The 22201-nt window shown below is 49.4% G+C and carries 17 protein-coding genes; 8 read left to right on the forward strand and 9 right to left on the reverse strand.

Translation table 11 applies throughout. The features are described from left to right. Positions 1-7: 7 nt before the first annotated feature. Positions 8-1942 carry a DNA repair helicase YoaA gene (gene yoaA / locus HRU73_RS04710; protein ID WP_287399658.1) on the reverse strand — a complete coding sequence of 645 codons (1935 nt, stop codon included), beginning with the start codon at positions 1940-1942 and terminating at the stop codon, positions 8-10. Between the two features lie 211 nt (positions 1943-2153). Between yoaA and HRU73_RS04715 the strand changes: the two genes are divergently transcribed. The 4 genes from HRU73_RS04715 (at position 2154) to rsmA (ending at position 7580) form a co-directional block, all read left to right on the forward strand. Beyond that, complete coding sequence (locus HRU73_RS04715; RefSeq protein ID WP_276817649.1) at positions 2154-4325, forward strand: LPS-assembly protein LptD; 2172 nt, start codon at positions 2154-2156, stop codon at positions 4323-4325. Then, positions 4325-5677 carry a peptidylprolyl isomerase gene (locus HRU73_RS04720; RefSeq protein ID WP_281870590.1) on the forward strand — a complete coding sequence of 451 codons (1353 nt, stop codon included), beginning with the start codon at positions 4325-4327 and terminating at the stop codon, positions 5675-5677. Before HRU73_RS04715 ends, HRU73_RS04720 begins: the two co-directional genes overlap by 1 nt. Positions 5678-5729: 52 nt before the next feature. Next, positions 5730-6740: a 4-hydroxythreonine-4-phosphate dehydrogenase PdxA gene (gene pdxA, locus HRU73_RS04725; protein WP_281870591.1), complete on the forward strand. Its 1011-nt coding sequence runs from the start codon at positions 5730-5732 to the stop codon at positions 6738-6740. Between the two features lie 66 nt (positions 6741-6806). Beyond that, on the forward strand, positions 6807-7580 hold the full coding sequence (gene rsmA, locus HRU73_RS04730) for a 16S rRNA (adenine(1518)-N(6)/adenine(1519)-N(6))-dimethyltransferase RsmA (protein WP_281870592.1): 774 nt from the start codon (positions 6807-6809) through the stop codon (positions 7578-7580). 14 nt (positions 7581-7594) lie between these two features. Here the strand turns inward: rsmA and HRU73_RS04735 are convergent, their stop codons facing one another. The 3 genes from HRU73_RS04735 to earP form a co-directional block, all read right to left on the reverse strand. Next, positions 7595-8086, reverse strand: a complete 492-nt coding sequence (locus tag HRU73_RS04735) for a methylated-DNA--[protein]-cysteine S-methyltransferase (protein WP_281870593.1) — start codon at positions 8084-8086, stop codon at positions 7595-7597. Positions 8087-8421: 335 nt separating this feature from the next. Continuing rightward, the gene (efp, locus tag HRU73_RS04740) at positions 8422-8979 is read right to left on the reverse strand and encodes an elongation factor P (protein ID WP_011111508.1); all 558 of its coding nucleotides are present in this window, start codon (positions 8977-8979) and stop codon (positions 8422-8424) included. 73 nt (positions 8980-9052) lie between these two features. Continuing rightward, entirely contained in the window at positions 9053-10195 is a 1143-nt protein-coding gene (gene earP / locus HRU73_RS04745) for an elongation factor P maturation arginine rhamnosyltransferase EarP (RefSeq protein WP_276817663.1), read from the reverse strand. A gap of 82 nt (positions 10196-10277) precedes the next feature. Between earP and HRU73_RS04750 the strand changes: the two genes are divergently transcribed. Next, complete coding sequence (locus tag HRU73_RS04750) at positions 10278-11270, forward strand: 2-hydroxyacid dehydrogenase (protein ID WP_276817664.1); 993 nt, start codon at positions 10278-10280, stop codon at positions 11268-11270. Between the two features lie 2 nt (positions 11271-11272). Here HRU73_RS04750 and HRU73_RS04755 read toward each other — a convergent pair whose 3' ends face one another. Then, positions 11273-11710 carry a glycine zipper family protein gene (locus HRU73_RS04755; protein WP_011111511.1) on the reverse strand — a complete coding sequence of 146 codons (438 nt, stop codon included), beginning with the start codon at positions 11708-11710 and terminating at the stop codon, positions 11273-11275. A 27-nt stretch (positions 11711-11737) separates the two neighbouring features. Then, positions 11738-15154, reverse strand: coding sequence for a M20/M25/M40 family metallo-hydrolase (locus HRU73_RS04760; protein ID WP_287399663.1), 3417 nt, complete (start codon positions 15152-15154; stop codon positions 11738-11740). Between the two features lie 169 nt (positions 15155-15323). On the opposite strand from HRU73_RS04760, the gene HRU73_RS04765 reads away from it, so the two are divergent. Further along, positions 15324-16433 carry a biopolymer transporter Tol gene (locus HRU73_RS04765; protein ID WP_276679002.1) on the forward strand — a complete coding sequence of 370 codons (1110 nt, stop codon included), beginning with the start codon at positions 15324-15326 and terminating at the stop codon, positions 16431-16433. A 160-nt stretch (positions 16434-16593) separates the two neighbouring features. Here HRU73_RS04765 and HRU73_RS04770 read toward each other — a convergent pair whose 3' ends face one another. Beyond that, positions 16594-17871, reverse strand: coding sequence for a cytochrome c (locus tag HRU73_RS04770; protein WP_287399664.1), 1278 nt, complete (start codon positions 17869-17871; stop codon positions 16594-16596). Next, positions 17868-18521, reverse strand: a complete 654-nt coding sequence (locus HRU73_RS04775; protein WP_234988971.1) for a c-type cytochrome — start codon at positions 18519-18521, stop codon at positions 17868-17870. Before HRU73_RS04775 ends, HRU73_RS04770 begins: the two co-directional genes overlap by 4 nt. A gap of 145 nt (positions 18522-18666) precedes the next feature. On the opposite strand from HRU73_RS04775, the gene HRU73_RS04780 reads away from it, so the two are divergent. Then, positions 18667-19092 carry a DUF3293 domain-containing protein gene (locus HRU73_RS04780; protein ID WP_287399665.1) on the forward strand — a complete coding sequence of 142 codons (426 nt, stop codon included), beginning with the start codon at positions 18667-18669 and terminating at the stop codon, positions 19090-19092. Here the strand turns inward: HRU73_RS04780 and ftsH are convergent. Further along, entirely contained in the window at positions 19075-20916 is a 1842-nt protein-coding gene (ftsH, locus tag HRU73_RS04785; RefSeq protein ID WP_041357101.1) for an ATP-dependent zinc metalloprotease FtsH, read from the reverse strand. The two genes, HRU73_RS04780 and ftsH, sit on opposite strands and share 18 nt — an antisense overlap. Positions 20917-21093: 177 nt before the next feature. Between ftsH and HRU73_RS04790 the strand changes: the two genes are divergently transcribed. Continuing rightward, on the forward strand, positions 21094-22200 hold the full coding sequence (locus HRU73_RS04790; protein ID WP_287399666.1) for an S-(hydroxymethyl)glutathione dehydrogenase/class III alcohol dehydrogenase: 1107 nt from the start codon (positions 21094-21096) through the stop codon (positions 22198-22200). The last annotated feature ends 1 nt before the right edge of the window (position 22201 follow it).

A 22201-nucleotide genomic window follows, 5' to 3' on the forward strand; every position in this document is an offset into this window, starting at 1 on the left:
AATGACATTAAACAGCAGCCAGAAAATGTGTTACTTCATCCAGATCCCGCGTACGTTTCATTGGTGGCAGGCTTTGCCAGATTTGTTTGCCATACGATTTAGATACCAGACGCGGATCGCAAATCATCAGCACCCCTCGGTCGCTTTCATCTCGTATCAGGCGGCCGGCTCCCTGTTTCAGGCTGATGATCGCATGGGGTAACTGGTATTCCATGAATGCATTACGGCCTTCACGGGTAAATTTTTCGATGCGTGCAGACAATACCGGATCATCCGGTGAAGCAAAGGGCAGCCGGTCGATGATGACCAGTGAAAGGGCATTTCCCTTTACATCGATACCTTCCCAGAAGGATTGGCTTCCCACCAGCACCGCATTGCCCAGCTGGCGAAACTGATTCAGCAGGGCAGAGCGAGCTTCCTGTCCTTGCAACAACAAGGGAAATTCAAACTGTTCCCGTTGAAAGGCAACCTGCAGCAATTCATGAATTTGTTGCATGTTGCGCAGACTGGTACACAGGATGAATGCCCGTCCCTGGCTTGCCTTGATGACCGGCAACACAGCCTGAACGATACTTTCAGTGTAGTGTGGCGTATTTGGATCGGGCAGTTGGGAAGGCACATAGAGTAACGCCTGATTGGGAAAATCGAACGGGCTGTCCCAATTGGCCGTTTTAGCCTCGAACAATCCCATCATCCGGTTGTAATGAGAGAAATCCTTTTTGACTGACAGGGTGGCGGAGGTGAATATCCAGGCGCGCGCGGAAGCATCGAGTTGTTTGCTGAATGTTTCTGCAACGGATAAAGGTGTAGTGTTGAATTGCAGACTTTGACTGTAGGTCTCGACCCAGCAGATGAATTCCCGGGATTCAGATTGTTCATGCCACTGCCTGATCCGGTTGAGCAGAGTCTGTGCCCGCAGCCAGCAGTTTTGCAACCCTTGCGAACGAACCGCCTGAGTTTCGAGCAATCCGGCCAGTAGCACCAGTTTTTCCTGTAAGACTTGCCGCGCTTCACTGAAACCGGGATAGCGTGCAGCGGAAGCGGAAGACATGCGTGTATGTTTTTCCGTGATTGTCAGGTGCAGATCCAGCACCGCTTTCCCGACAGCTGCCGTGGCATCGAACAAGGGAGCAAAATCCTTTGCCTCGAGTAGTGCTTCAGTATCGGTATCACGTACCAGAACTTGTATCTGGCCGGTACTGACCGATTCACCAAAAAACAGGCTGGCCACTTCGGGTAACTGATGCGCCTCATCAAATATCACGGTGTTGCAGGCAGGCAGTAATTCGGAGAGACCCTCATCACGCAGCATGACATCAGCAAAGAACAGATGGTGATTGACGACTACGATATCGGCCGATAGCGCTCGCTTGCGCGCTTCCATCACAAAGCACTGCCGGTAATGCGGGCAATCCGATCCCAAACAGTTTTCCCGTGTGGAAGTGACGTGCTGCCAGATGGCAGCTTGTTCCGGGACTTTATCCAGCCCGCTTTTATCACCGTGGCTGCTGGTACCGGCGTAGCGTTCGATCAGATTGAGATACTTTACTTCAGTACGGCTGGCAAAGTGAATATGATCTGAATTCCGGGTACGTTCAAGATGATAATGACAGATATAGTTGGCACGTCCTTTCAGCAATGCGATAGTGACCGGTATTTTCAGAGCGGCACGCACGGTTGGGATATCGCGTTGAAAAAGCTGATCCTGTAACGTTTTGGTACCCGTCGATAAAATGACCTTCCCGCCCGATAACAAAGCCGGTACCAGATAGGCATAGGTTTTACCCGTACCTGTACCGGCCTCGGTAACCAGAACCTCCTGATTCTCTATGGCTTGCGCGATGGCCTGCGCCATCTCCAGTTGCTGGGTGCGGGGACGGTAGTCTGGTATATTCCGGGCAAGTAGCCCGTCAGCCGAGAAAACAGTATTGAGATCAGACATTGAAACAGTGGAAGTGCATAAAATAACTGATTGGCGTGAGTTTCCGGATATGCTTTATTCATCCCGGAACAAAATCGGGCTGTTACCTGAAAACATTCAAAATCAACAGCAACCAGGCCTTTGTTCCGGTCGAGCTTCCGGAAAAATTATCGGATAATAGCGCCTTTACAGAAAAGCATCTGCAAAAACTTCATTAAAGTTTCAGTCTTGAATGAATACACTTAAATTGTGCCTGATACTGTACGCCTGTCTGGTATTGCTGCCGGTCAGGGTCATGAGTGCAGACTCATCTCCTGCATCGAGTGAGCGCCAGCCGATTTATATCGAAGCAGATCACATCGACGGACATTACCAGCAAGAGATCGAAGCGATCGGCAATGTGCGTATGCGCCGTGGCGACCAGACATTGACGGCTGACCGGGTAAAATATTATCAGAGTAACGAGAATGTGGAAGTCGAGGGTAATGCACAACTCGAACGCCCGGATGATATTTTATGGGGCAGTTATCTGCAAATGAACCTGAATGACAACACAGGCCAATTGAGTGAGCCGCGATATCTTCAGAAAGATGGAAACGGGCGGGGTGATGGAAACCTGCTGCTGCTGGAAGGAGAAAATCAATACAGATTCAAGAAGGCACGCTATACCACCTGCCCCGAGGATGATCATGACTGGTACATCCTGGCAGATGATCTGGAAATCGATAAAGAAAAGAAAGTGGGAACCGCACGCCATGCCTCGGTTCGCTTCAAGGATGTGCCGATTCTATATGTGCCGTGGATGAATTTCTCTTTCGGCAATGAGCGGAAAACCGGATTTCTGTCTCCGATTATGGGTAACACCAGCAGAAGCGGGGTTGAGGTTTCTGTTCCTTTTTACTGGAATATTGCGCCCAACTATGATGCCACGATTACTCCGCGTCTCATGAGCCGACGTGGAGTGATGCTCAATAATGAATTTCGTTATATCGGACAGACACTCAATGGCCGGTTCTTACTCGATTATCTGCCGAATGATCTGGAAACCGATACTACTCGCTACGGCATGCAGCTCAATCACTTTCACAATCTGGGTGCGGGATGGTTTGGCATGATCAACTACAACAGTGCCTCGGATCGCAATTATTTTCGCGATTTGGGCAATAACATTCTCTTTACCTCCCAGACCAACTTGCTGCAACAGGGTTTTGCCAGTTATTTCAGAGAATTGGGTCGCAATGGCACGCTCACTTTCAGTACATTGCTGCAACAATTCCAGACCCTTCAGGACCCCAGAGCACCCATCATCTCGCCATTCAAAATCTTGCCGCGATTTACACTGAATGCGGCAAAAAGGAATGTATATGGCCTGGATTTTGATTTTGCCGGCAGCTTCACGCATTTTTCGCATTCAACCTTACCACATGGCCTGCGTACGACATTTCTTCCAGGCGTAAGCTTGCCGCTGGAAAATTCCTTTGGTTTTATCCGGCCGCGGGTATCACTGCACCATACCCGCTATGATCTGAATGAGCCGGCCAATCCGGCAGCAAATGATAAACATCTCAGCCGGACGGTACCGATATTCAGCTTCGACAGTGGGATAGTGCTGGAACGCGATACGACATTGGCGCGCGAGAATTTCGTTCAGACCATCGAACCACGTGTTTTCTATACCTATATTCCTTATAGAGATCAGCAGTTGTTGCCCAACTTCGATTCTGCTGAAATGGATTTCAGTTACCCTCAGTTATTTCTGGAAAGAAGGTTCAGCGGTGAAGACAGGATCAACGATGCCAATGAAATTACACTGGCAGTCAGTTCCCGTCTGATTCATTCAGCAACCGGTAATGAACGCCTACGTTTCTCGGCAGGGCAGAGAATCCGTTTCAGTGATCGCCGGGTGATACTCACTTCCCCTCAGGTCACTAGAGCAGGATCCGATTTCATCGCAGAGCTTTCCGGTGGGATCACACAGAATATCAAGACAGATACCGGGATACAGCTCAACCAGAATAATTTTCTGATCGAAAAAATACGTACCGGTATCAGCTATCGTCCGGCACCCGGAAAGGTTATCAATGCAGGTTATCGTTTCACTCGAGATGTTCTGGAACAGGTCGATCTTTCCACTCAATGGCCATTCCTGAAAAAATGGCAAGGTTTTGCAGCCATCAATTACTCGCTGAAAGATGACAAATTACTTGCCGGTCTGCTGGGTCTTGAGTATAACGCCTGCTGCTGGTCATTGAGATTTGTGACCAGCCATTTCACAACTGCGACACAGCGCACTTCGACCAATATTTTCGTTCAGCTGGAGTTGAACGATTTGATGAGAATCGGCACCAATCCGGTACGTGTGCTGCAACAGACCATTCCGGGTTATATGAGGACAGATTTGTAATGATCCAATTCAGCAGTGACAGGCAATTGAAATTCAGGAAATACTGGCTGACCGGTATTTATGCCATTTTTGCCACTGTGCTGGCAGCCGATGTTTTTGCCCAGAGTTCTTATTCGAGAGAGGATATTAAGCCGATCGACCGCATCGTAGCGGTTGTCAATGAGGAAGTCATCACTCAGCAGGAAATCAACGAGGTGTTGCAAAATACAGTTCAACAATTGCAGAGACAGAATACCCAGTTACCCCGCATGGAAATTCTGGAGAAACAACTGCTGGAGCGTTTGATTTTAAAACGTATACAACTGCAGCGTGCCAAGGAAATCGGATTGACGGTCAGTGATAATGATCTCGACCAGACTTTGCGCCGGATTATCCAGGATAACCATCTCACCATGGATGAATTCAGGCAGGTACTTCTCCAGGAAGGAACCGACATGAATCGGTTTCGTGAGGAAATTCGCGGTGAAATCCTGATGTCCCGACTGAAAGAACAGGAAGTCAACAGTCGTGTCAATGTCACAGAGAATGAAATCGATAATTTCCTGCAGAATCAGGCTAATTCACCTGCCGGTAATGAGGAATATCGTATTGCACATATCCTGGTACAGATTTCGGAACAGATGGATGAGGCGCAAATAGAAGCGAGACATAAACGTGCCGAGACCGCTTATGAAAACCTCCGCCAGGGGGCAGACTTTGTGCAAATATCCGCTGAATTTTCTGATGCACCGGATGCGATGCAGGGAGGAGAGCTTGGCTGGCGGCCACCTGGTCAACTGGGTTCACCGTTTTCCGAAATGCTGGTGAACATGCAACCGGGAGAGATTACCCCGGTAGTACGAAGCCCGGTGGGTTTTCATATCCTTAAATTACTCGAACGCCGGCAGCAGGAACAAAAGGTGACGATCATTGAACAGACCCATGCACAGCATATTCTGATCAAGGTCAGTGAACTGGTTTCGGAGGAAGATGCTCACCAGCTGATCAATCAGCTCATGGAACGTATTCATAACGGTGCAGATTTCATGGATGTAGCCAAGGCACATTCGGAGGATGCCAGTGCATCTGCCGGAGGAGATTTAGGTTGGGTCTCGCCGGGAGATACCGTGCCTGAATTTGAACAGGCGATGAATGCGTTGTTGCCGGGGCAAGTCAGCCTGCCTGTGCGTACTCCTTTTGGCTGGCATTTGATCAAGGTCATCGAGCGACGCTCACAGGATGTGAGTGAACGCCAGCAACGGGAAGCGGCGCGCCATACCATACATGCGCGCAAGGCAGATGCCATTGTGCAGGAATGGTTGCAACAGCTCAGAGACCAGGCTTACGTGGAATATAAAGTTGAGGATAACTGATGCAGATGCACTTCATTCATAAGCTGCCGAATATATTGACCGAATCGACGATATGACGCTTTCTTCCATAGCCAGACTGGTATTGACTGCGGGTGAGCCTGCCGGTATCGGCCCCGATTTATGTGTGCAGATTGCACAACGAGACTTATCCTGTCGACTGACTGTCATTGCTGATCGTGATGTGCTCGATCAGCGCGCTGAAAAACTGGGGCTACCTTTGCAATTGCACGAGGATGATCCTGACAATGTTCAGCCTCACCGGGCCGGTCAATTATCTGTACAGCATGTACCCGTCAACAATCCGGTTGTGGCGGGCCAGCTTGATGTCAATAATGCCGCCTACGTACTGACGACACTGCGGCTTGCGGTTGAAGCCTGCACCACTCATGAAGCCGATGCCATGGTCACGGCACCCGTACATAAAGGCATTATCAGTGAATCAGGTATCCCTTTTTCCGGGCATACCGAGTACCTGTCCGAACTGACGAACAGCCACGCGGTCATGATGCTGGCAGGGGGGGGGATGCGAGTGACACTTGCCACTACCCACCTGCCTCTCAAGGATGTGCCTGCCGCTATTACACCGGAACGGCTGGAACAGAAACTGCGCATCATTCACCGCGATCTGGTAACACGTTTTGCCATTGAAAATCCACGTATTGCCGTAGCAGGGCTGAACCCCCATGCGGGAGAATCCGGGCACCTCGGCCGGGAAGAAATCGACGTGATTATTCCGGTACTGGAAAAACTGCGTAATGACGGGATGAATCTGCTCGGCCCGTTACCGGCGGATACTTTGTTCAATCCCCCCAAACTCAAGGAATACGATTGTATCTTTGTCATGTACCATGATCAGGGATTGCCGGTACTCAAGCACGCCAGCTTTGGCCATGGTGTGAATATCAGTCTGGGAATGCCCATTATTCGTACTTCTGTCGATCATGGTACGGCACTGGAACTGGCAGGAACCGGGCAGGCTGATCCCGGCAGCATGAATACTGCCATTGAAACGGCACTGATGCTCATTGGAAAAACACACCGTACCAGAAACGATCTGTCATAGCTGGAAATTTGAAGAAATTGGACCAGCAGACAGACGAGTCACTCAAAACCTATCCGGTAAACTGATATGCGGCATACCCCCCGCAAACGCTTCGGCCAGCATTTTCTGGTTGATACTGCTGTCATCGCAGAAATCGTTCATATCATTCACCCGGTACCTGGCGATCGAATGATCGAAATCGGGCCGGGGCTGGGTGCGCTGACCAAGCCTCTGCTGAACGTCCTCGATGAACTTCAAGTCATTGAAATAGATCGTGATATCGTTTATTACCTGTCACGCACTTATGCCGAGAAGCTGGTTATACACAATATCGATGCCCTGAAATTTGATTTCTCAGAATTGGGGGAGGGGCTGCGGATCATCGGAAATCTGCCCTACAACATTTCCACGCCACTGCTGTTTCATCTTTCCCGCTTCAGCAGTCTGATTACTGATATGTACTTCATGCTGCAGCTCGAAGTGGTGGAACGAATGGTTGCACTGCCCTCCACACCGGATTACGGACGTTTGTCAATCATGTTGCAGAACCGGTTTGAAATGGAACAAATGCTGGTTGTGCCAGCGGAATCGTTTGACCCGCCTCCGCGAGTTCAGTCTGCCATTGTATGCATGCGCCCAAAAGCAGAACCGACTATTCCATTGAAACATGAACGACTGTTTGCCGAGCTGGTAACTGCTGCATTCTCCCAGCGGCGTAAAACGTTGCGCAATACACTGCGTCATTATCTGACAGCCGATGATTTTGAACGGCTGGAAATCGATTCCGGATTGCGAGCCGAGAATTTATCGCTTGCGCAGTATGCGGCTATTACCACACAGGTCTATGAGAATAGCCAATAGCTGAGCAATTGCAATCAGGTAAAAGAAGTTTGCTTGTCTTCATGTGCCAGTAGCCACTGTTTACGATGAATTCCCCCCCCATAACCTGTCAGCTTGCCATTGGCGCCGATAACACGATGACAAGGGATAATGATCGAAATGGGATTCTGACCATTGGCCATACCCACTGCACGTGCGGCCTTGGGTAAGTGCAGGCGTTCTGCGATATTTTTATAACTGACAGTTTCACCATAGGGAATAGTGCTAAGTGATTGCCAAACCGCTTCCTGAAATGGTGTGCCAGTCGCTTTCATGGGCAGATCAAACTGAATCAGTTCCCCCGCGAAATAAGCATTCAACTGAGCAATCGCCTCTGCGAAAGGGGCGGCATCCTGCCGCCAGTCATCTGTCATGCGAGGCAGCAGTTTTTGTATCTCTATTTCCATATACACACCTGTGAGAAACTCGCCATCACTCGTGAGTAACAGTCGATCTACAGGACTTTCCAGAAAAGTATAATAGTTCATTGTCAACTCCTCGAATCTTCCCCGGTTTCATTTGATATGAGCAGAATGCCACAAAGGCTATGCGACAGACAATAATATCCACGCAGTTCTGATTCAAGTGATTTGAAAAGAGCCAGCAATAATCTGTAAAGCAGATCAGAAAGATAATCTGCCTTCCTCTTTCTATAGCGTCTATAGCGTTTCTTGCAATTAATTTTACATAATATACATTATACGAAATACAATAGACGGCAGAAGCCGAGTTAATCCTGATAAATCAGGATCTGCTCCGAACGGGATAAGGACGTCATTCGAAGCAGATGATCTGGAGAAACGTTTTGGGGATGATTTAAAACTTATTTGACGCGACTGCGGTATTCACGTGTCCGGGTATCGATTTCGATCTTGTCGCCAATTTCACAAAACAAGGGTACCGCCAGTTCAAAACCAGTAGGAATTTTTGCGGGTTTCAGTACTTTGCCTGTGGTATCACCTTTGATTGCGGGCTCGGTGTAAATGATCTCGCGTACGACTGTATTAGGCAGTTCAACTGAAATGGGTTTATCGTTGTAGAACACAACCTCGCAGGGCATACCATCTTCCAGAAAGCTGAGTGCATCACTCATGGTTTCCTCTTCAACCTCATACTGATTGAATTCAGCATCCATGAATACGTACATTGGGCTGGCAAAATAGGAATAGTTCACCTCTTTCTTATCCAGCACTACTATGTCGAATTTATCATCCGCTTTGTATACAGCTTCACCAGGGGATTCAGTCAGCAGATTCTTGTACTTCATTTTTACCACTGAGGAATTGCGTCCCGATTTGGTAAATTCGGTTTTCAGCACGACCATGGGATCTTTGCCGAGCATGAACACATTGCCTACACGAAGTTCTTGAGCAGTTTTCATCTAATTACTTACTATAAGTCAAGGAAAAAAAAGAACATTATACTTTGACTTCACCGGCGGAACGAGCAAATAATCACCGGTTCCTGCAAAAATTTACCAGATTGGAAGCCAGATCCGGGATTTGTGCAAGCCGTTCAGCCCAGGCTATGGCATGCTGTTGCAGCACATCCCGATATTGCCAAAAACGGTTCCAATCCGGTTGTTCGTTATTATTCCAATTTCGATGAAAAGCGCGCACTGCATCAGCTGCCGGTTCGGCCAATCCCTGGCAGTAAAGATCCAGGAAAGCTTCCAGTTTGATCAGATGCACATTTTCCTGTTGCGGATAAATCTGCCAGATGATTGGTCGTGCTGACCACTGTGCACGCACGAAAGAATCCTCGCCACGTACAAAATTGCAGTCACACGCCCACAATAAATGGTCATAGTTTTCCTGCGACATAAAAGGGATGACATGCAAAATCAGATTACCGCGTTGGATGCTATCTCCTGCCGCAAGGCGTGATATTCCTGCCCAGCTGGCTGCTGATGCTGAAGCTGTGCCTTCCGGTAACAGGCACCGAACAGGTGAAATAGAGCCAGCCCACGCTTCCAGTAAATCACTGATCGGAGCACTGTCATAGCAAAACAGCGAAACGGTGGCTTCATCCGCAGCAGGATTGGTGATACCCAATTTGCGCCACAACCCTGCCGGATCAGTGCGTGATGCATCGCGCAGCGCAAACAGTTCCGCCTCCCGCAGCAATCCTCCGGTTTCGGCAGTAAATCCCGGGAAAAAGAAATATTTGATCAGCGGTAAGCTGGGATGTGGCGAAGCCAGCCCATGACAACCTTCCACCCATTGCTCGGCTGATAAGTATTCCAGATTGATCCATATCCGATCTGTTTTTCCTTCAGGCTCCGAAAACCGGGGTGAAGCAGCAGCCATCGCAGCCACGTAACGTGGCGGTAATTCACACCCGAATGCCTCGATCACCACATTTGCCGGCACGAGATCAGCAAATGATTCAACCCAGTGCAGAATTTCCACTCCCCGGATATTCTGAACTGCCAGGCGGGGGTCGATTGCCGGGCAAATGCGTTGCATCGCCCCTAAATCGTCTACCAGCATGCGTACAGAAATGTCAAATTCCGTAACCAGTTGACGCGCCAGGCGCCAGCAAATACCAATGTCGCCATAGTTATCGACCACATGGCAGAAAATATCCCAACGCATGGTTTCTTTTATCTCGTTTGACTTTCCGGATATTTCCCGATACTTTCCTTGAGCATTGCTGCTTCTCTCTGGAAAACATTCAATGAAAATCACTTTTTTCAGCACCCAGCCGTATGACCGTGAATCCTTCCTCAAACATCATATCGATACGCAATTTGAACTCGTTTTTCTGGAAGAAAAACTGACCGAGCATACGGTGTCACTGGCCAGCGGAAGCCAGGCAATTTGTGTTTTCGTCAACGACAACCTTAATGAAGCTGTTATTCACCAACTTTCTCAATTGAATGTGCAGCTCATTGCGCTGCGGTGCGCCGGTTTCAACAATGTGGATGTCAAAGCAGCTCATGCCTGTAATATCAGAGTGGTGCGCGTTCCGGCCTACTCCCCTCATGCCGTGGCAGAACATACGCTGGCAATGATCATGACGTTGAACCGCAAAACACACAAAGCTTATAACCGTGTTCGTGAACAGAATTTTTCGCTGAATGGGTTGCTCGGCTTCGATCTTCACAAAAAAACGGTTGGTGTGATTGGTACCGGTCATATCGGTGAAGTTTTTTGCCGGATCATGCATGGTCTGGGCTGCAACATCCTCGCCTGTGACCCGGTAAAGAAGCTGGAGATCGAGAAAATGGGTATTCCGTATGTTCCCATGAATGAGCTTTTTTCCCGGTGCGACATTCTCTCACTGCATTGTCCGCTCAATGAAGAAACTCGCTATCTCATCGACAGCAGCGTCATTGCACAAATGAAAACAGGTGTCATGCTGATCAATACCGGCCGGGGTGGACTGATCGATACCAAAGCCGTGATCGCCGGGTTGAAATCAGGCAAGATTGGCTATCTTGGTATCGACGTTTATGAGCAGGAAGCAGATCTGTTTTTTCAGAATCTTTCCGAGCAGATCATTCTTGATGACACCATCGCACGGCTCATGACTTTTCCGAATGTGTTGATCACTGCACACCAGGGATTTTTCACGCAAGAAGCACTTGATCAGATTGCACTAACGACATTCGCTAATATAAAACGATTCGTAGCTGGAGAAATACCGGCAAACGAAGTAAAAATCTGATTTTACTGCCAGCCGGTAACTTCATAACCTTTCTCACGCAAACAGCGATTTACAAAATTCATATAGGCTGGCGCAGGTTGCGAAGCACTTCCTGAACCCAGCAGACCTGACAATAATCCCCAGGTGGCGCCACTGGCAGCGCCAACCATGGCGCCCCGTCCAGCTGCACCGGCAATGGCCCCGCCAACGGCACCACTGGCCGCACCAGCACCTGCTCCAATTGCTGTTCTCCTCGCTGTATTGCCGGTACTTCCGCTCCCTTCCCTGGCACCGGCTGATTCAGCCAGCTGTCTGCATTCTCTGATATCTCGTTCTGCAGCAACTTTTCCAACAGATTGATAATACGAATTGGGGTACAAAACAGGCTGATAGGTTGCACAGGCAGATAATCCTGACAGGATTATTCCGAGCCCCACTATTCTTCCAGGTTTGCTGATCATGTCATTACTCCCTAAGATCCTCAGGTATTAGCGCTCAACTGGTACGATTTCAATCGATTTGATATCTTTTCCTCGTCGGAACTGCAGTTCGATTTTCTCTCCTGCTTTCAACACCCGCAGAATATCAGCGTATGACTTCAAATCGGTAATGGATTGCCCTGCCAGCCGAATCAGGATGTCGCCTTGCTGTAACTGTGCCTGCTGTGCTGGAGAATTAGGAAGTATATCGTCCACACGCACACCCTCTCCTTGCCAGGAAAAATCCGGGACTGTACCGATGATGATTTTACGTTTATCTCTCGTTTGGGCCGTTGCCTGAGGCATGTCGGATGATCGGTTACCAGCATCCAGTGTAACCGTCAGCGGTTCAAGGCGGTTGGCCAGATACTCAGAACCTTCCTTGAGGATGGCAGCCACTTTGATCAACCCGGCAGCATCGATTTTATCGGCCGTATCGCCGGGTGCATGATAATCCTCGTGTGCGCTGCCAAAGAATTGAACTGCCGGTATCCCGGCCTTGATAAAGGCAGTCTGGTCACCGGAACCAAAATCATTCGCTACTGTATTGACAGGAATGCCCGTGACAAAACCGGCACCACGGAATACATGTACCAGCTCGCTTGCTGTACCTGTACCAAATACGGTGACTGGGTTGTTACCGAGCCGGCCGACTGTATCCAGATTCAGCATGGCGATGATTTTTTCAGTGGGATAACCGGATGGATTGCTAAGATAATGGGTTGACCCCAGCAACCCGGATTCTTCACCGGTAAAAGCAGCAAAAATGATGGTGCGCTGCGGTTGCCACCGGGTGGCGATCTGGCGTGCCAATTCCAGCATGACAGCTACCCCGCTGGCATTATCATCTGCACCATAGTGAATCTTGCCACGGTTGGCTGCGCGCACATCCGGCCAGCCCAGTCCAAGATGATCGTAATGCGCACCGATCACCAGGCTCTGCTCTGCCAGTTGTGGATTGGTGCCGGGCAGGATTCCAATGACGTTGCGCAAGGTGATTTTTCCTTTTGGCGCCCCTACATCCTGCTGCCAGATCTGAAAATAGCTCCCGCTTTCCCCGCCCGGCTGCAATCCCGCCTGCTGAAACTGTTGCGCGATGTATTCTGCTGCCTTGTCCAGTTCCGGGCTGCCCAGCTCGCGCCCCTTGAATACCTCACTGGCCAGCAAGGTAATATCTTCCAGCATGCGGTTTTCGGAAAATAGCGGTGGCAGTTCTGCCAGTGCATGACGGGGTGCCAGAGTGCCGGTGTGACTGGAGGTAAATGAAGCATCATCCTTCTGTTTGACCAGTTGTGTCAGAGGAGAGCGAGTTACCGGCCACTGGCCCTTATTGATGTTGTTCAGTTCTTCACTTTTACCGCTATCTTCAAATACCAGATAACTGTATTTGCGGTAATGCGGCAGTTTTCTGGCCAGCTCTGTGATTGCTGCAGGCTGATCCGATGCCACCCACAGCAACGTTGAAGCGGGATTAGCTGGCTGACGGGCCGTCAATACGATGGCATGTTTATCCTGTTGATAGATCTGCCCCCCCAGCTGCAATGCACCCTCTTTTCTGGCGATGCCGTGCTCTGACAGTGTATTGATTATCTGATTGCTGAATTTATTCTGCCAGCCCAGAATCCAGACTGTACGATCTGCAGGTAGCGCTTCCAATTGATCATCCCGGATGATTTCCAGCGAACCGGATTGGGTTTTTTGCCAGGTGGAAGCAAGTAGTTGATACGCCTGCGACAATTGCGCGTTGCCGGTATTGGCCGGTAGAATCAGTAATGGTTTTTCCGTACCGAAACCTTGCGACAAGGCGGCAGGAATTTCACGGCTGTCCAGGCGCCGGAATACATCGAACTGCGGATCGATATCGATACGTACCGGGCGTGCCGGTAAATCCAGTTCAATGATATTGTCCGGCTGATCGATTTTAATCTGCGTTTGCCAGGCAGCGGTTTCTCCTTCCAGATGAACCGCAATCGGCACAGTCAATTGATAAGGTGTACCCGGCTGAGTTTGCCTGATGACTGCTTTGAGCCGATAACCCCGATTCCAGGGCTCAGCCTGCGCACTTTCCAGTGAGATATCGGGAGCACCGCTCTGATACACCCACTGCTGAAAGAACGGAGAAAAATCTCTGCCGGTAAGGGTATTGAAAGTCGTTTGCAAATCTTCAAAAGTTGCCTGTTTGAACTGGTATTGTTTATAGAAGCTGCGCAATACACTGATGAAATCCTTATCTCCCAGTTCCTGCCGCAGCATGTGGAACATCATCATGGTTTTGCCATAGCCAACCGCTTCTGAACTGGGGCTGTGACGCGAAGTGAACCGGGCAATCGGAAAATCTTTCCCCTGGTTCACGAAATCCGTGTATTTCTGCAGCACATCACGGCGGTATTCTTCACCTTTACCTCCCTGCTCGCTGACGAGATGATCTGCCAGATAGGCTGTCAACCCTTCCGACCAATTTCCTTTGCTGTAATCGACGAATACGCCATTTCCCCAGTAATTGTGCAAAATCTCGTGTGGATAAGAAGTGTGCAGAATGAACGGGAAACGCACGACTTTTGGTCCCAGCAGGGTGAATGATGGCATGCCGTAACCGGTTTCCCAGAAGTTTTCGATCAATGCAAATTTCGGATAAGGGTAAGGCCCGATCAGCTTGCTGTACATAGTGATGTATTGTCCGGTTGCATCCAGATATTTCTGCGCCAGCGCTTTATCCGGACTGCGCAGATAAACATAAGCCGCCACCGGGCCGGTGGATTGCTGATAGCGCTGATAACGCCCGGCTACCAGATAAATATCATCCTGAGGTTTTTTCTCTTCCCAAGTAACGCGTCGAGTGGTTTCGGTAATGTGCTCCTGTATCAGACTGCCCTGGCTGACAACATCCCAATCGGCTGGCAGCCGAACATCCAGATTAAATGACACCATACCTTCATCAAATTGAGGGTACCAGGCGGTAGAATTGGCAAGAAATACTCCTTCTGCGGAAATCAATCCTGGCGAGTAGCTGAAACTGCGTGCATATTCCAGACTGGGGTCCTGCACAGCATGGTGAATACGCCCGCTGAAAGTGAGAGTAAAAGTATTCTGCCCTGCAGGCAGGGTTACCATATATCGCTTCAATGGTACCGGGCCAGCGTGTACATCGGCTTCATTTACCGTCTGAGCAACGATATCCACATCTTTGTTTGCCATAATCGACAAACCGGCATGCAAACTGAATTCCAGGCGAGTGGCTGCAGTCTGATTCAGATTATTTTTCGGTACCTGAATCTGATCTTTCACCTGGAGTTCTGAATTATCAGGTGAAAGAATTACCTCCATCCGGTGATGAAAAGTTTGATCATTGGCTGATACATTGATGCTGTGAAACAGGCTGACTGCGATGAGGCAGCATAAGGAAAAGAGTCTGGCTGATTTCGTCATGATAGATTATGGATAAGGTTATTGATCCGATCCTATTGAGCCTGTGCAATCGTGTGTGGCTGTAAGCGTCTGGTAGATATCAGCCATTTTCCAGCGGAAGGATCGGTTTACTTTTTTTCGGAAGCTGTGTTTAAATGATTTTTATTCACTAACAGGGATTATGAACCAAATGACAAATTTTACACAGTCGATCAATTTTCCCGGCAGCTTGCCACTTACCCGCAATTTACTGGCAGCTGCCTGCTTCTTTGCTATGACACAGGCAAGTGCCGCCGGTTTCATTAGCGATGTCAAACAAATTTCGGATCAGGAAGTCAGATCTGGTGAAGGTTACTATCGTGCTGATGGCAAATGGCTGGTTTATCAGGCTGAAGTCGCCGGTGAAAATCCTTTTTATCAGATTTATCTAAAAAATATCGCAAGCGGAGAAGTACAACAGGTTTCGCCTGGTATCGGTAAAACAACCTGCTCATGGGTGCATCCTATCCAGGAGAAAGTACTATTTTCCTCGACACATGAAGATCCTGAAGCAAAAGCCAAAATGACTGCTGAAATCGAGCAGAGAAAATCCGGCCAGCGCCGATCTTATGCTTGGGACTATGATGAGTTTTATGATATCTACGAAACGGATTTTGCGGGCGGAAACATCAGAAATCTAACCCATACGAAAGGCTATGATGCAGAAGCTTCATGGTCTCCTGATGGTAGACTGATTGCTTTTGCTTCCAATCGCAGAGCTTACAGCGAACCACTATCCGAAGCAGAAACTGTACTTTTCAGCAATGACCCCTCTTCCATGATCGATATTTACATTATGGATGCGGATGGTTCCAATGTAAAAAGATTAACCCATACCAACAGTTATGATGGTGGCCCATTTTTCAGCCCGGATGGAAAAAGAATCGTCTGGCGACGTTTTTCGGAAAACGGGCAGGAAGCGGAGATATTCACTATGAACACCGATGGATCGGATCAGAAACAGATTACCCGACTCAACAAAATGTCCTGGGCGCCTTTTTATCATCCATCGAATCAATACATCATTTTCGCAACCAACGTTCATGGACATCGTAATTTCGAGCTCTATATCGTCGATATCGATGGCAAGAAAGAACCAGTGCGGGTAACAGACGAGGAAGGATTCGACGGGTTGCCGGTATTTACCCCGGATGGTCAATACATTACCTGGACCAGTGATCGCACACCCGATCATAAAGGTCGTCTGTTTCATGGAAAGTGGGATCACAAAAAAGCACTGGAGAGTCTGGGCTTGGAATAAAGTACAAAAGGATGTCGGTCAGGAAGTTCAACTGCACCGGCATCCTGAATGGACTGATGAAGCACGTAATGCTCTACTGGAAAACGTAACGATAAAGCGCCAGCACCTTACCCCCAGTACAGCGTCAATGAACGACAATTATAAAATTTGGAGCATATGCTCAGAATTCATTTCCTCGACTACTATCGACATCTTCCGGGCTGACTAGGCTGCCAAAGTTACCCCAGGCATTTCTGATGTAGGAAACCACCCAGGCAATTTCATGATCACGAATGATATGCTGGAAAGGTGGCATCCCGTAAGGTCGGGGGTTGCCGGCCGTGGCAGGTGAAAATCCTCCATACAGCACGCTGCGGATGGTATTAAGGGGGGAAGTCATGGTAACACTGCGATTTCCCGCCAAGGGGGGATAGACTCCCGGTACACCTTCCCCTGATTCGCCATGACATTCCTGGCAGTGTTTTACATACACAGGCTCTCCCAGAGCCAAATATCTGCTTACACGTTCCGGCATGGGTGGGATTTTTCTCGGTGCTTCCTCGCCACGCTTTTCACCCAGTGATTGCAGGTAAACTGCCACCGCACGCATATCATCCTTTGACAGATATTGCAGACTCTGCCGGACGATCGTCGCCATCGGGCCGGAAGTCACAGCATGACCAGTCACCCCTGTAGAAAGCAGTTTGGCAATCTCGTCGACTGACCACTCCCCCATACCTGCTTCCCGATGGGAAATCAGAGAAGGTGCATACCAGTAAGTACCCATGATTTCGCCACCTGCCAATTTATCATCCTGACTTGCTCCCCATACATTGCGGGGGGTATGGCAGGCATTACAGTGCCCCAGCCCCTGTACCAGGTAATTACCGCGATTCCATTCTTCACTTTTGGAATCATCCGGCTCATAGACTCCTTCCTTGAAGTACCAGGTACGCCAGAGAAACAGGAGAAACTGGTTATCATAGGGAGATGTGATTTTGTGTGGCGGATTGGTTTGCGCTACAGGTGTCAGTGAACGTAGATAAGCAAAAATTGCATCAGCATCCTGGCGTGTGACTTTCGTATATTCTGTATACGGGAAAACAGGATACAGGTAGCTGCCATCCCTGCCCTTACCATAATGAAGCGCCTGCCAAAAATCTTCTTCACTCCAGTGGCCAATACCTGTTTCATTGTCTGGTGTGATATTCGGTGTGACAAATTTACCGAAAGGAGTTACCAGCTCGCGCCCGCCGGCATAAGGTTTCCCTCCCCGGGTGGTATGGCAACCCATGCAGTTGCCGGCACGGGTAAGATATTCCCCCCGTAGCACCTGCTCCGCATCGGAATTAGCTGAAGGCTGCGTTGCTGCAATAGATGATAGCGACAGCAGCATGCTCGCTATGAAAACTGCGACCTGCCGTTTTTCAGCAGATCTGAATTTACTTGGCTGTTTCATCGGGTAAAACCTTCTCCGGATAAAATAGTCTGACAACGTTGAGCGAGTTCCGGGGGCAGTGTTTCTGCTTCTGCGGGTTCACCCGTTACCGGATGAGCAGGTAACCACACAGTCAGCGCATTGACTTCCTCCTGGGATAGTTTTTTGGCAATTTCAGACATGCAATCCGGTGTTTGTCCCCGCATGATCCCGCCATTACGCCAACCGCCGAATTGTGCTGCTACATAGGCATGAGGCAGGCCGAGCAGACTGGGAATAAATGGTTCTACACCCATCAGGGCTTTTCCATGGCAAGCACCGCATGCAGGAATATCTCGTTCAGGGTCACCCGAATGAACCAGCGTTTCTACCGCCTGTATCTCCTCAGGTGAAAGCGTATTCGCTGCCGGTTCTGGATAAGGGTATTTCAGGGAAGAGAAATAATGAGCAATTTCGAGCAGATATTCATCCGAAAGGTTTTCCAGCAAAATTGCCATGGCCTGGTAGTAGCGCCGCCCATCGCGGAAATTGCGTAACTGATTAAACAGATAACCGGCAGGTTTGCCTGCAATCCGCGGGTAATACGCGTCCCGCCCTGCTTTGTCTTCGTCACCATGACAGATCGTACAAGGTTTTACACGCTGTTCCAGCGTATCGGGAACTGAAGACAATACCGGCTCCTGCGCACTGACCAGGCCCGATCCTATCGCTAACAGAATAAACACAATAAACTTCATTTGCATTCAACCAATGAAAAATAATCAGAGAGATTTGTAAATCAACAAGCTTTCACACAGGAATTTACATAAAAATATAATGCCATCCACCCTTTCGGAAGAATTAATTGGTAAATACCTTGCCGCGCAGTATCAGGTATGGATCGATACATCTGTGGTCACTCTGCAGATTGGCTGCCAATCCGCACCACTGGCAGCACTGTTGCAAGCAACCGGTAATCGGAGTGCGGTATATGTTACTGCCTGCAACCCGGCCAGCGAGGTAGCAACTTCCCAGGAAAACCAGTCTGCCATGGCTCGATTGTATGAAAGACTTGCCTGTTATTCAAACCACATATACCGGGGAACAGGTATCGATCCCTCCGGAGAATGGCCTGCCGAGGAAAGTTTGCTTACACTGGGCATTGACCTCTCCATCGCCAAGAAAATTGGTGATGAATTCGGGCAGAATGCAATCGTCTGGATAGATTCTGCCGCGATTCCCCACTTAGTTCTGCTGTGTTGACGGATTGGTTTCCTCCGCACGCAAGTTGCGTTTCAGCTCCAGTAACTCCGGCTGATTCAGTGTTTCAGTTTCCAGCAATTGCTGCGCAGTTCGATCAAGCAGTTCCCGATTTTTATCCAGAATTTTAATGGCACGTTCAAGCGCCAAATCAAGCAGTGAACGTACAGTTTGGTCAATTTTATTGGCAGTTTCTTCACTGTAATCACGGCTTTGGGGCATGGGAAAACCAGGTTGCAAAAACGCCATTTGTTCGCGATCATAAACCACATTCCCAATTGCCTCGCTCATGCCATAGCGTAAAACCATGGCACGGGCGATATCGGTAGCACGCGCCAGATCATCGGAAGCACCGGTGGAAATCTCGTCGAATACCAACCTTTCCGCTGCACGCCCACCCAGCAATACCGCCATTTTGTTTTCCAGCTCCTTGCGTGTCATAAGAAAGCGATCCTCGGTGGGACGCTGAATGGTATAGCCAAGTGCACCAATACCACGTGGGATGATCGAAACTTTATGTACTTCATCCGATCCCGGCAGAGCAAGTGCCACCATGGTATGGCCCAGTTCATGGTAAGCAACGGTACGCCTTTCTTCCGGATTGAGCAGACGATTTTTCTTTTCCAGGCCAGCTACGATCCGCTCGATTGCATTATTGAAGTCGTCCATGCTGACTGCCTGACCACCACGCCGGGTCGCCAGCAGCGCAGCCTCATTGATCAAATTAGCCAGATCAGCACCTGTGAAGCCAGGTGTCAGTGCTGCGATCTGTTCGGTATCAACATCGGGCGCCAGTGTGATTTTGCCAATATGAACACCCAGGATTTGCTGACGACCTTTTTTATCAGGCCGATCCACCAGTACTTGGCGATCGAAACGCCCGGCACGCAGCAGGGCCGCATCCAGGATCTCCGGACGGTTAGTCGCGGCAAGCAGGACAATTCCACTGGAAGGATCGAATCCATCGAGTTCGGCCAGTAATTGATTCAGTGTCTGTTCTTTTTCATCATGGCCGCCAAATCCGCCTGCGCCGCGCGCACGCCCGAGTGAATCCAGCTCATCGATGAAAATGATTGCCGGCGCCATCTGGCGAGCCTGTTCAAACAGATCACGCACTCTGGCAGCACCTACACCTACGAACATCTCGACAAATTCAGAGCCGGAAATCGAGAAAAACGGTACACCTGCCTCACCTGCCACTGCGCGCGCCAACAGGGTTTTACCGGTACCGGGCGGGCCAACCAGCAAGATACCTTTGGGTGCCCGTCCGCCCAGCCGGCTGTATTCTTTGGGATTCTTGAGAAAATTGACGATTTCGACCAACTCTTCCTTGGCCTCATCCACCCCGGCAACATTGGCAAAGGTTACCTTGGTTTCTTTTTCCACGTAGACCTTGGCGCGGCTTTTGCCGATCGACATCAGGCCGCTTCCCATCATGCCTTTATTCATTCGTCGGATGATAAACAGCCAGATACCAACGAAAACGGCCATCGGTACGATCCAGGAAAGCAGATCGCGCAACCAGGTACTCTGGACGACACCAGTATAAGTAACATTGTGCTTATCCAGCATTTCTGCCAGATCCGATTCAACCCGGGTGGTGACGAATTCGGTGAATTTTTCACTGGTCGATTCCTTGAGCTTGCCGAAGATCTGTTGATCAGTGATGGCCACTTCGGACACCTTGTCCTGCTCCAACAGAGACTGGAAGCGGCTGTAGGGAATCGGCTCTATTCGCGTATACTGATTGTAAAGGTTCTGGATGAAGAGAATGCTGAGTACTGCAATCAGCACGTACCAGAAGTTGATCTGCGCCTTCTTGTCCATGGGTGACTGGTTATTCATGGTTCCTCTCTTTTTTCTCTGATTTTATTGTTCCGTATGGCTGTGGACCATACAGGGTGAAGGAAAATCCAAAACGGATCTTTGCTCCAGGTTGCACGATCGTATCAGTTACATACAATGACTGCTTTCGACAACAAATTCAACAAAGGATTACCCGTAATGAAAACACGTGCAGCAGTTGCCTGGCAAGCTGGCCAGCCACTTACCATCGAAGAAGTCGATCTCGCCGGCCCTCGTACTGGCGAGGTGTTGGTCGAAATCAAGGCAACGGGCATCTGCCATACCGATTATTACACGCTTTCCGGTGCCGATCCGGAAGGTTTGTTTCCCGCCATCCTTGGCCATGAGGGTGCCGGTATCGTGGTTGAAGTGGGTGCAGACGTCAAATCACTCCGTCCGGGGGATCATGTCATTCCTCTGTACACGCCGGAATGCCGGGAATGCAAGTTCTGTCTATCACGCAAAACCAATTTATGTCAGGCCATCCGTGCGACGCAGGGACGCGGCCTAATGCCGGATGGCACTTCACGCTTCTCACTCGATGGCAAGGCCATTATGCACTATATGGGTACTTCGACTTTTTCCAACTATATTGTCGTTCCTGAAATTGCTTTGGCAAAGATTCGTGAAGATGCCCCTTTTGATAAAGCCTGTTACATCGGCTGTGGTGTGACTACTGGCATTGGTGCGGTACTGTTTACTGCCAAAGTGGAAGTCGGAGCAAATGTCGCTGTATTCGGACTGGGAGGAATCGGCCTGAACGTCATTCAGGGTGCACGCATGGCGGGTGCTGACAAAATCATCGGTATTGATCTCAATCCTGAACGGGAAGCATTGGGCCGCCAATTTGGTATGACGCATTTCATCGATCCAAGCCAGGTGGAAAACGTGGTGGATGCTGTGATACAACTGACTGACGGTGGTGCAGACTACAGCTTTGAATGCATCGGTAATACCACAGTTATGCGTCAGGCTCTGGAATGCACACATAAAGGCTGGGGGCGCAGCATCATCATTGGAGTAGCCAAAGCCGGTGCTGAAATCAGTACCCGTCCGTTCCAGCTCGTTACCGGCAGAAAATGGGAAGGCTCTGCCTTTGGCGGAGCACGCGGCCGTTCGGATGTGCCACGAATCGTCGACTGGTATATGGATGGCAAAATCAGCATTGATCCGTTGATCACACATACATTGAAACTGGAAGAAATCAATGAGGGCTTCAAGTTGATGGAAGCAGGCGAATCGATTCGTTCAGTAGTCATTTTCTAAG

The sequence above is a fragment of the Nitrosomonas sp. H1_AOB3 genome (genome assembly GCF_015709435.1).
Lineage (GTDB): Bacteria > Pseudomonadota > Gammaproteobacteria > Burkholderiales > Nitrosomonadaceae > Nitrosomonas > Nitrosomonas europaea.

Coding starts and splice junctions, on each gene's coding strand:
- HRU73_RS04770 (WP_287399664.1), bottom strand. CDS start 17,871: ATGAAACAGCCAAGTAAATTCAGATCTGCTGAAAAACGGCAGGTCGCA.
- rsmA (WP_281870592.1), top strand. CDS start 6,807: ATGCGGCATACCCCCCGCAAACGCTTCGGCCAGCATTTTCTGGTTGAT.
- HRU73_RS04780 (WP_287399665.1), top strand. CDS start 18,667: ATGCCATCCACCCTTTCGGAAGAATTAATTGGTAAATACCTTGCCGCG.
- ftsH (WP_041357101.1), bottom strand. CDS start 20,916: ATGGACAAGAAGGCGCAGATCAACTTCTGGTACGTGCTGATTGCAGTA.
- HRU73_RS04790 (WP_287399666.1), top strand. CDS start 21,094: ATGAAAACACGTGCAGCAGTTGCCTGGCAAGCTGGCCAGCCACTTACC.
- efp (WP_011111508.1), bottom strand. CDS start 8,979: ATGAAAACTGCTCAAGAACTTCGTGTAGGCAATGTGTTCATGCTCGGC.
- HRU73_RS04750 (WP_276817664.1), top strand. CDS start 10,278: ATGAAAATCACTTTTTTCAGCACCCAGCCGTATGACCGTGAATCCTTC.
- HRU73_RS04720 (WP_281870590.1), top strand. CDS start 4,325: ATGATCCAATTCAGCAGTGACAGGCAATTGAAATTCAGGAAATACTGG.
- HRU73_RS04755 (WP_011111511.1), bottom strand. CDS start 11,710: ATGATCAGCAAACCTGGAAGAATAGTGGGGCTCGGAATAATCCTGTCA.
- earP (WP_276817663.1), bottom strand. CDS start 10,195: ATGCGTTGGGATATTTTCTGCCATGTGGTCGATAACTATGGCGACATT.
- HRU73_RS04715 (WP_276817649.1), top strand. CDS start 2,154: ATGAATACACTTAAATTGTGCCTGATACTGTACGCCTGTCTGGTATTG.
- yoaA (WP_287399658.1), bottom strand. CDS start 1,942: ATGTCTGATCTCAATACTGTTTTCTCGGCTGACGGGCTACTTGCCCGG.
- HRU73_RS04765 (WP_276679002.1), top strand. CDS start 15,324: ATGACAAATTTTACACAGTCGATCAATTTTCCCGGCAGCTTGCCACTT.
- HRU73_RS04735 (WP_281870593.1), bottom strand. CDS start 8,086: ATGAACTATTATACTTTTCTGGAAAGTCCTGTAGATCGACTGTTACTC.
- pdxA (WP_281870591.1), top strand. CDS start 5,730: ATGACGCTTTCTTCCATAGCCAGACTGGTATTGACTGCGGGTGAGCCT.
- HRU73_RS04760 (WP_287399663.1), bottom strand. CDS start 15,154: ATGACGAAATCAGCCAGACTCTTTTCCTTATGCTGCCTCATCGCAGTC.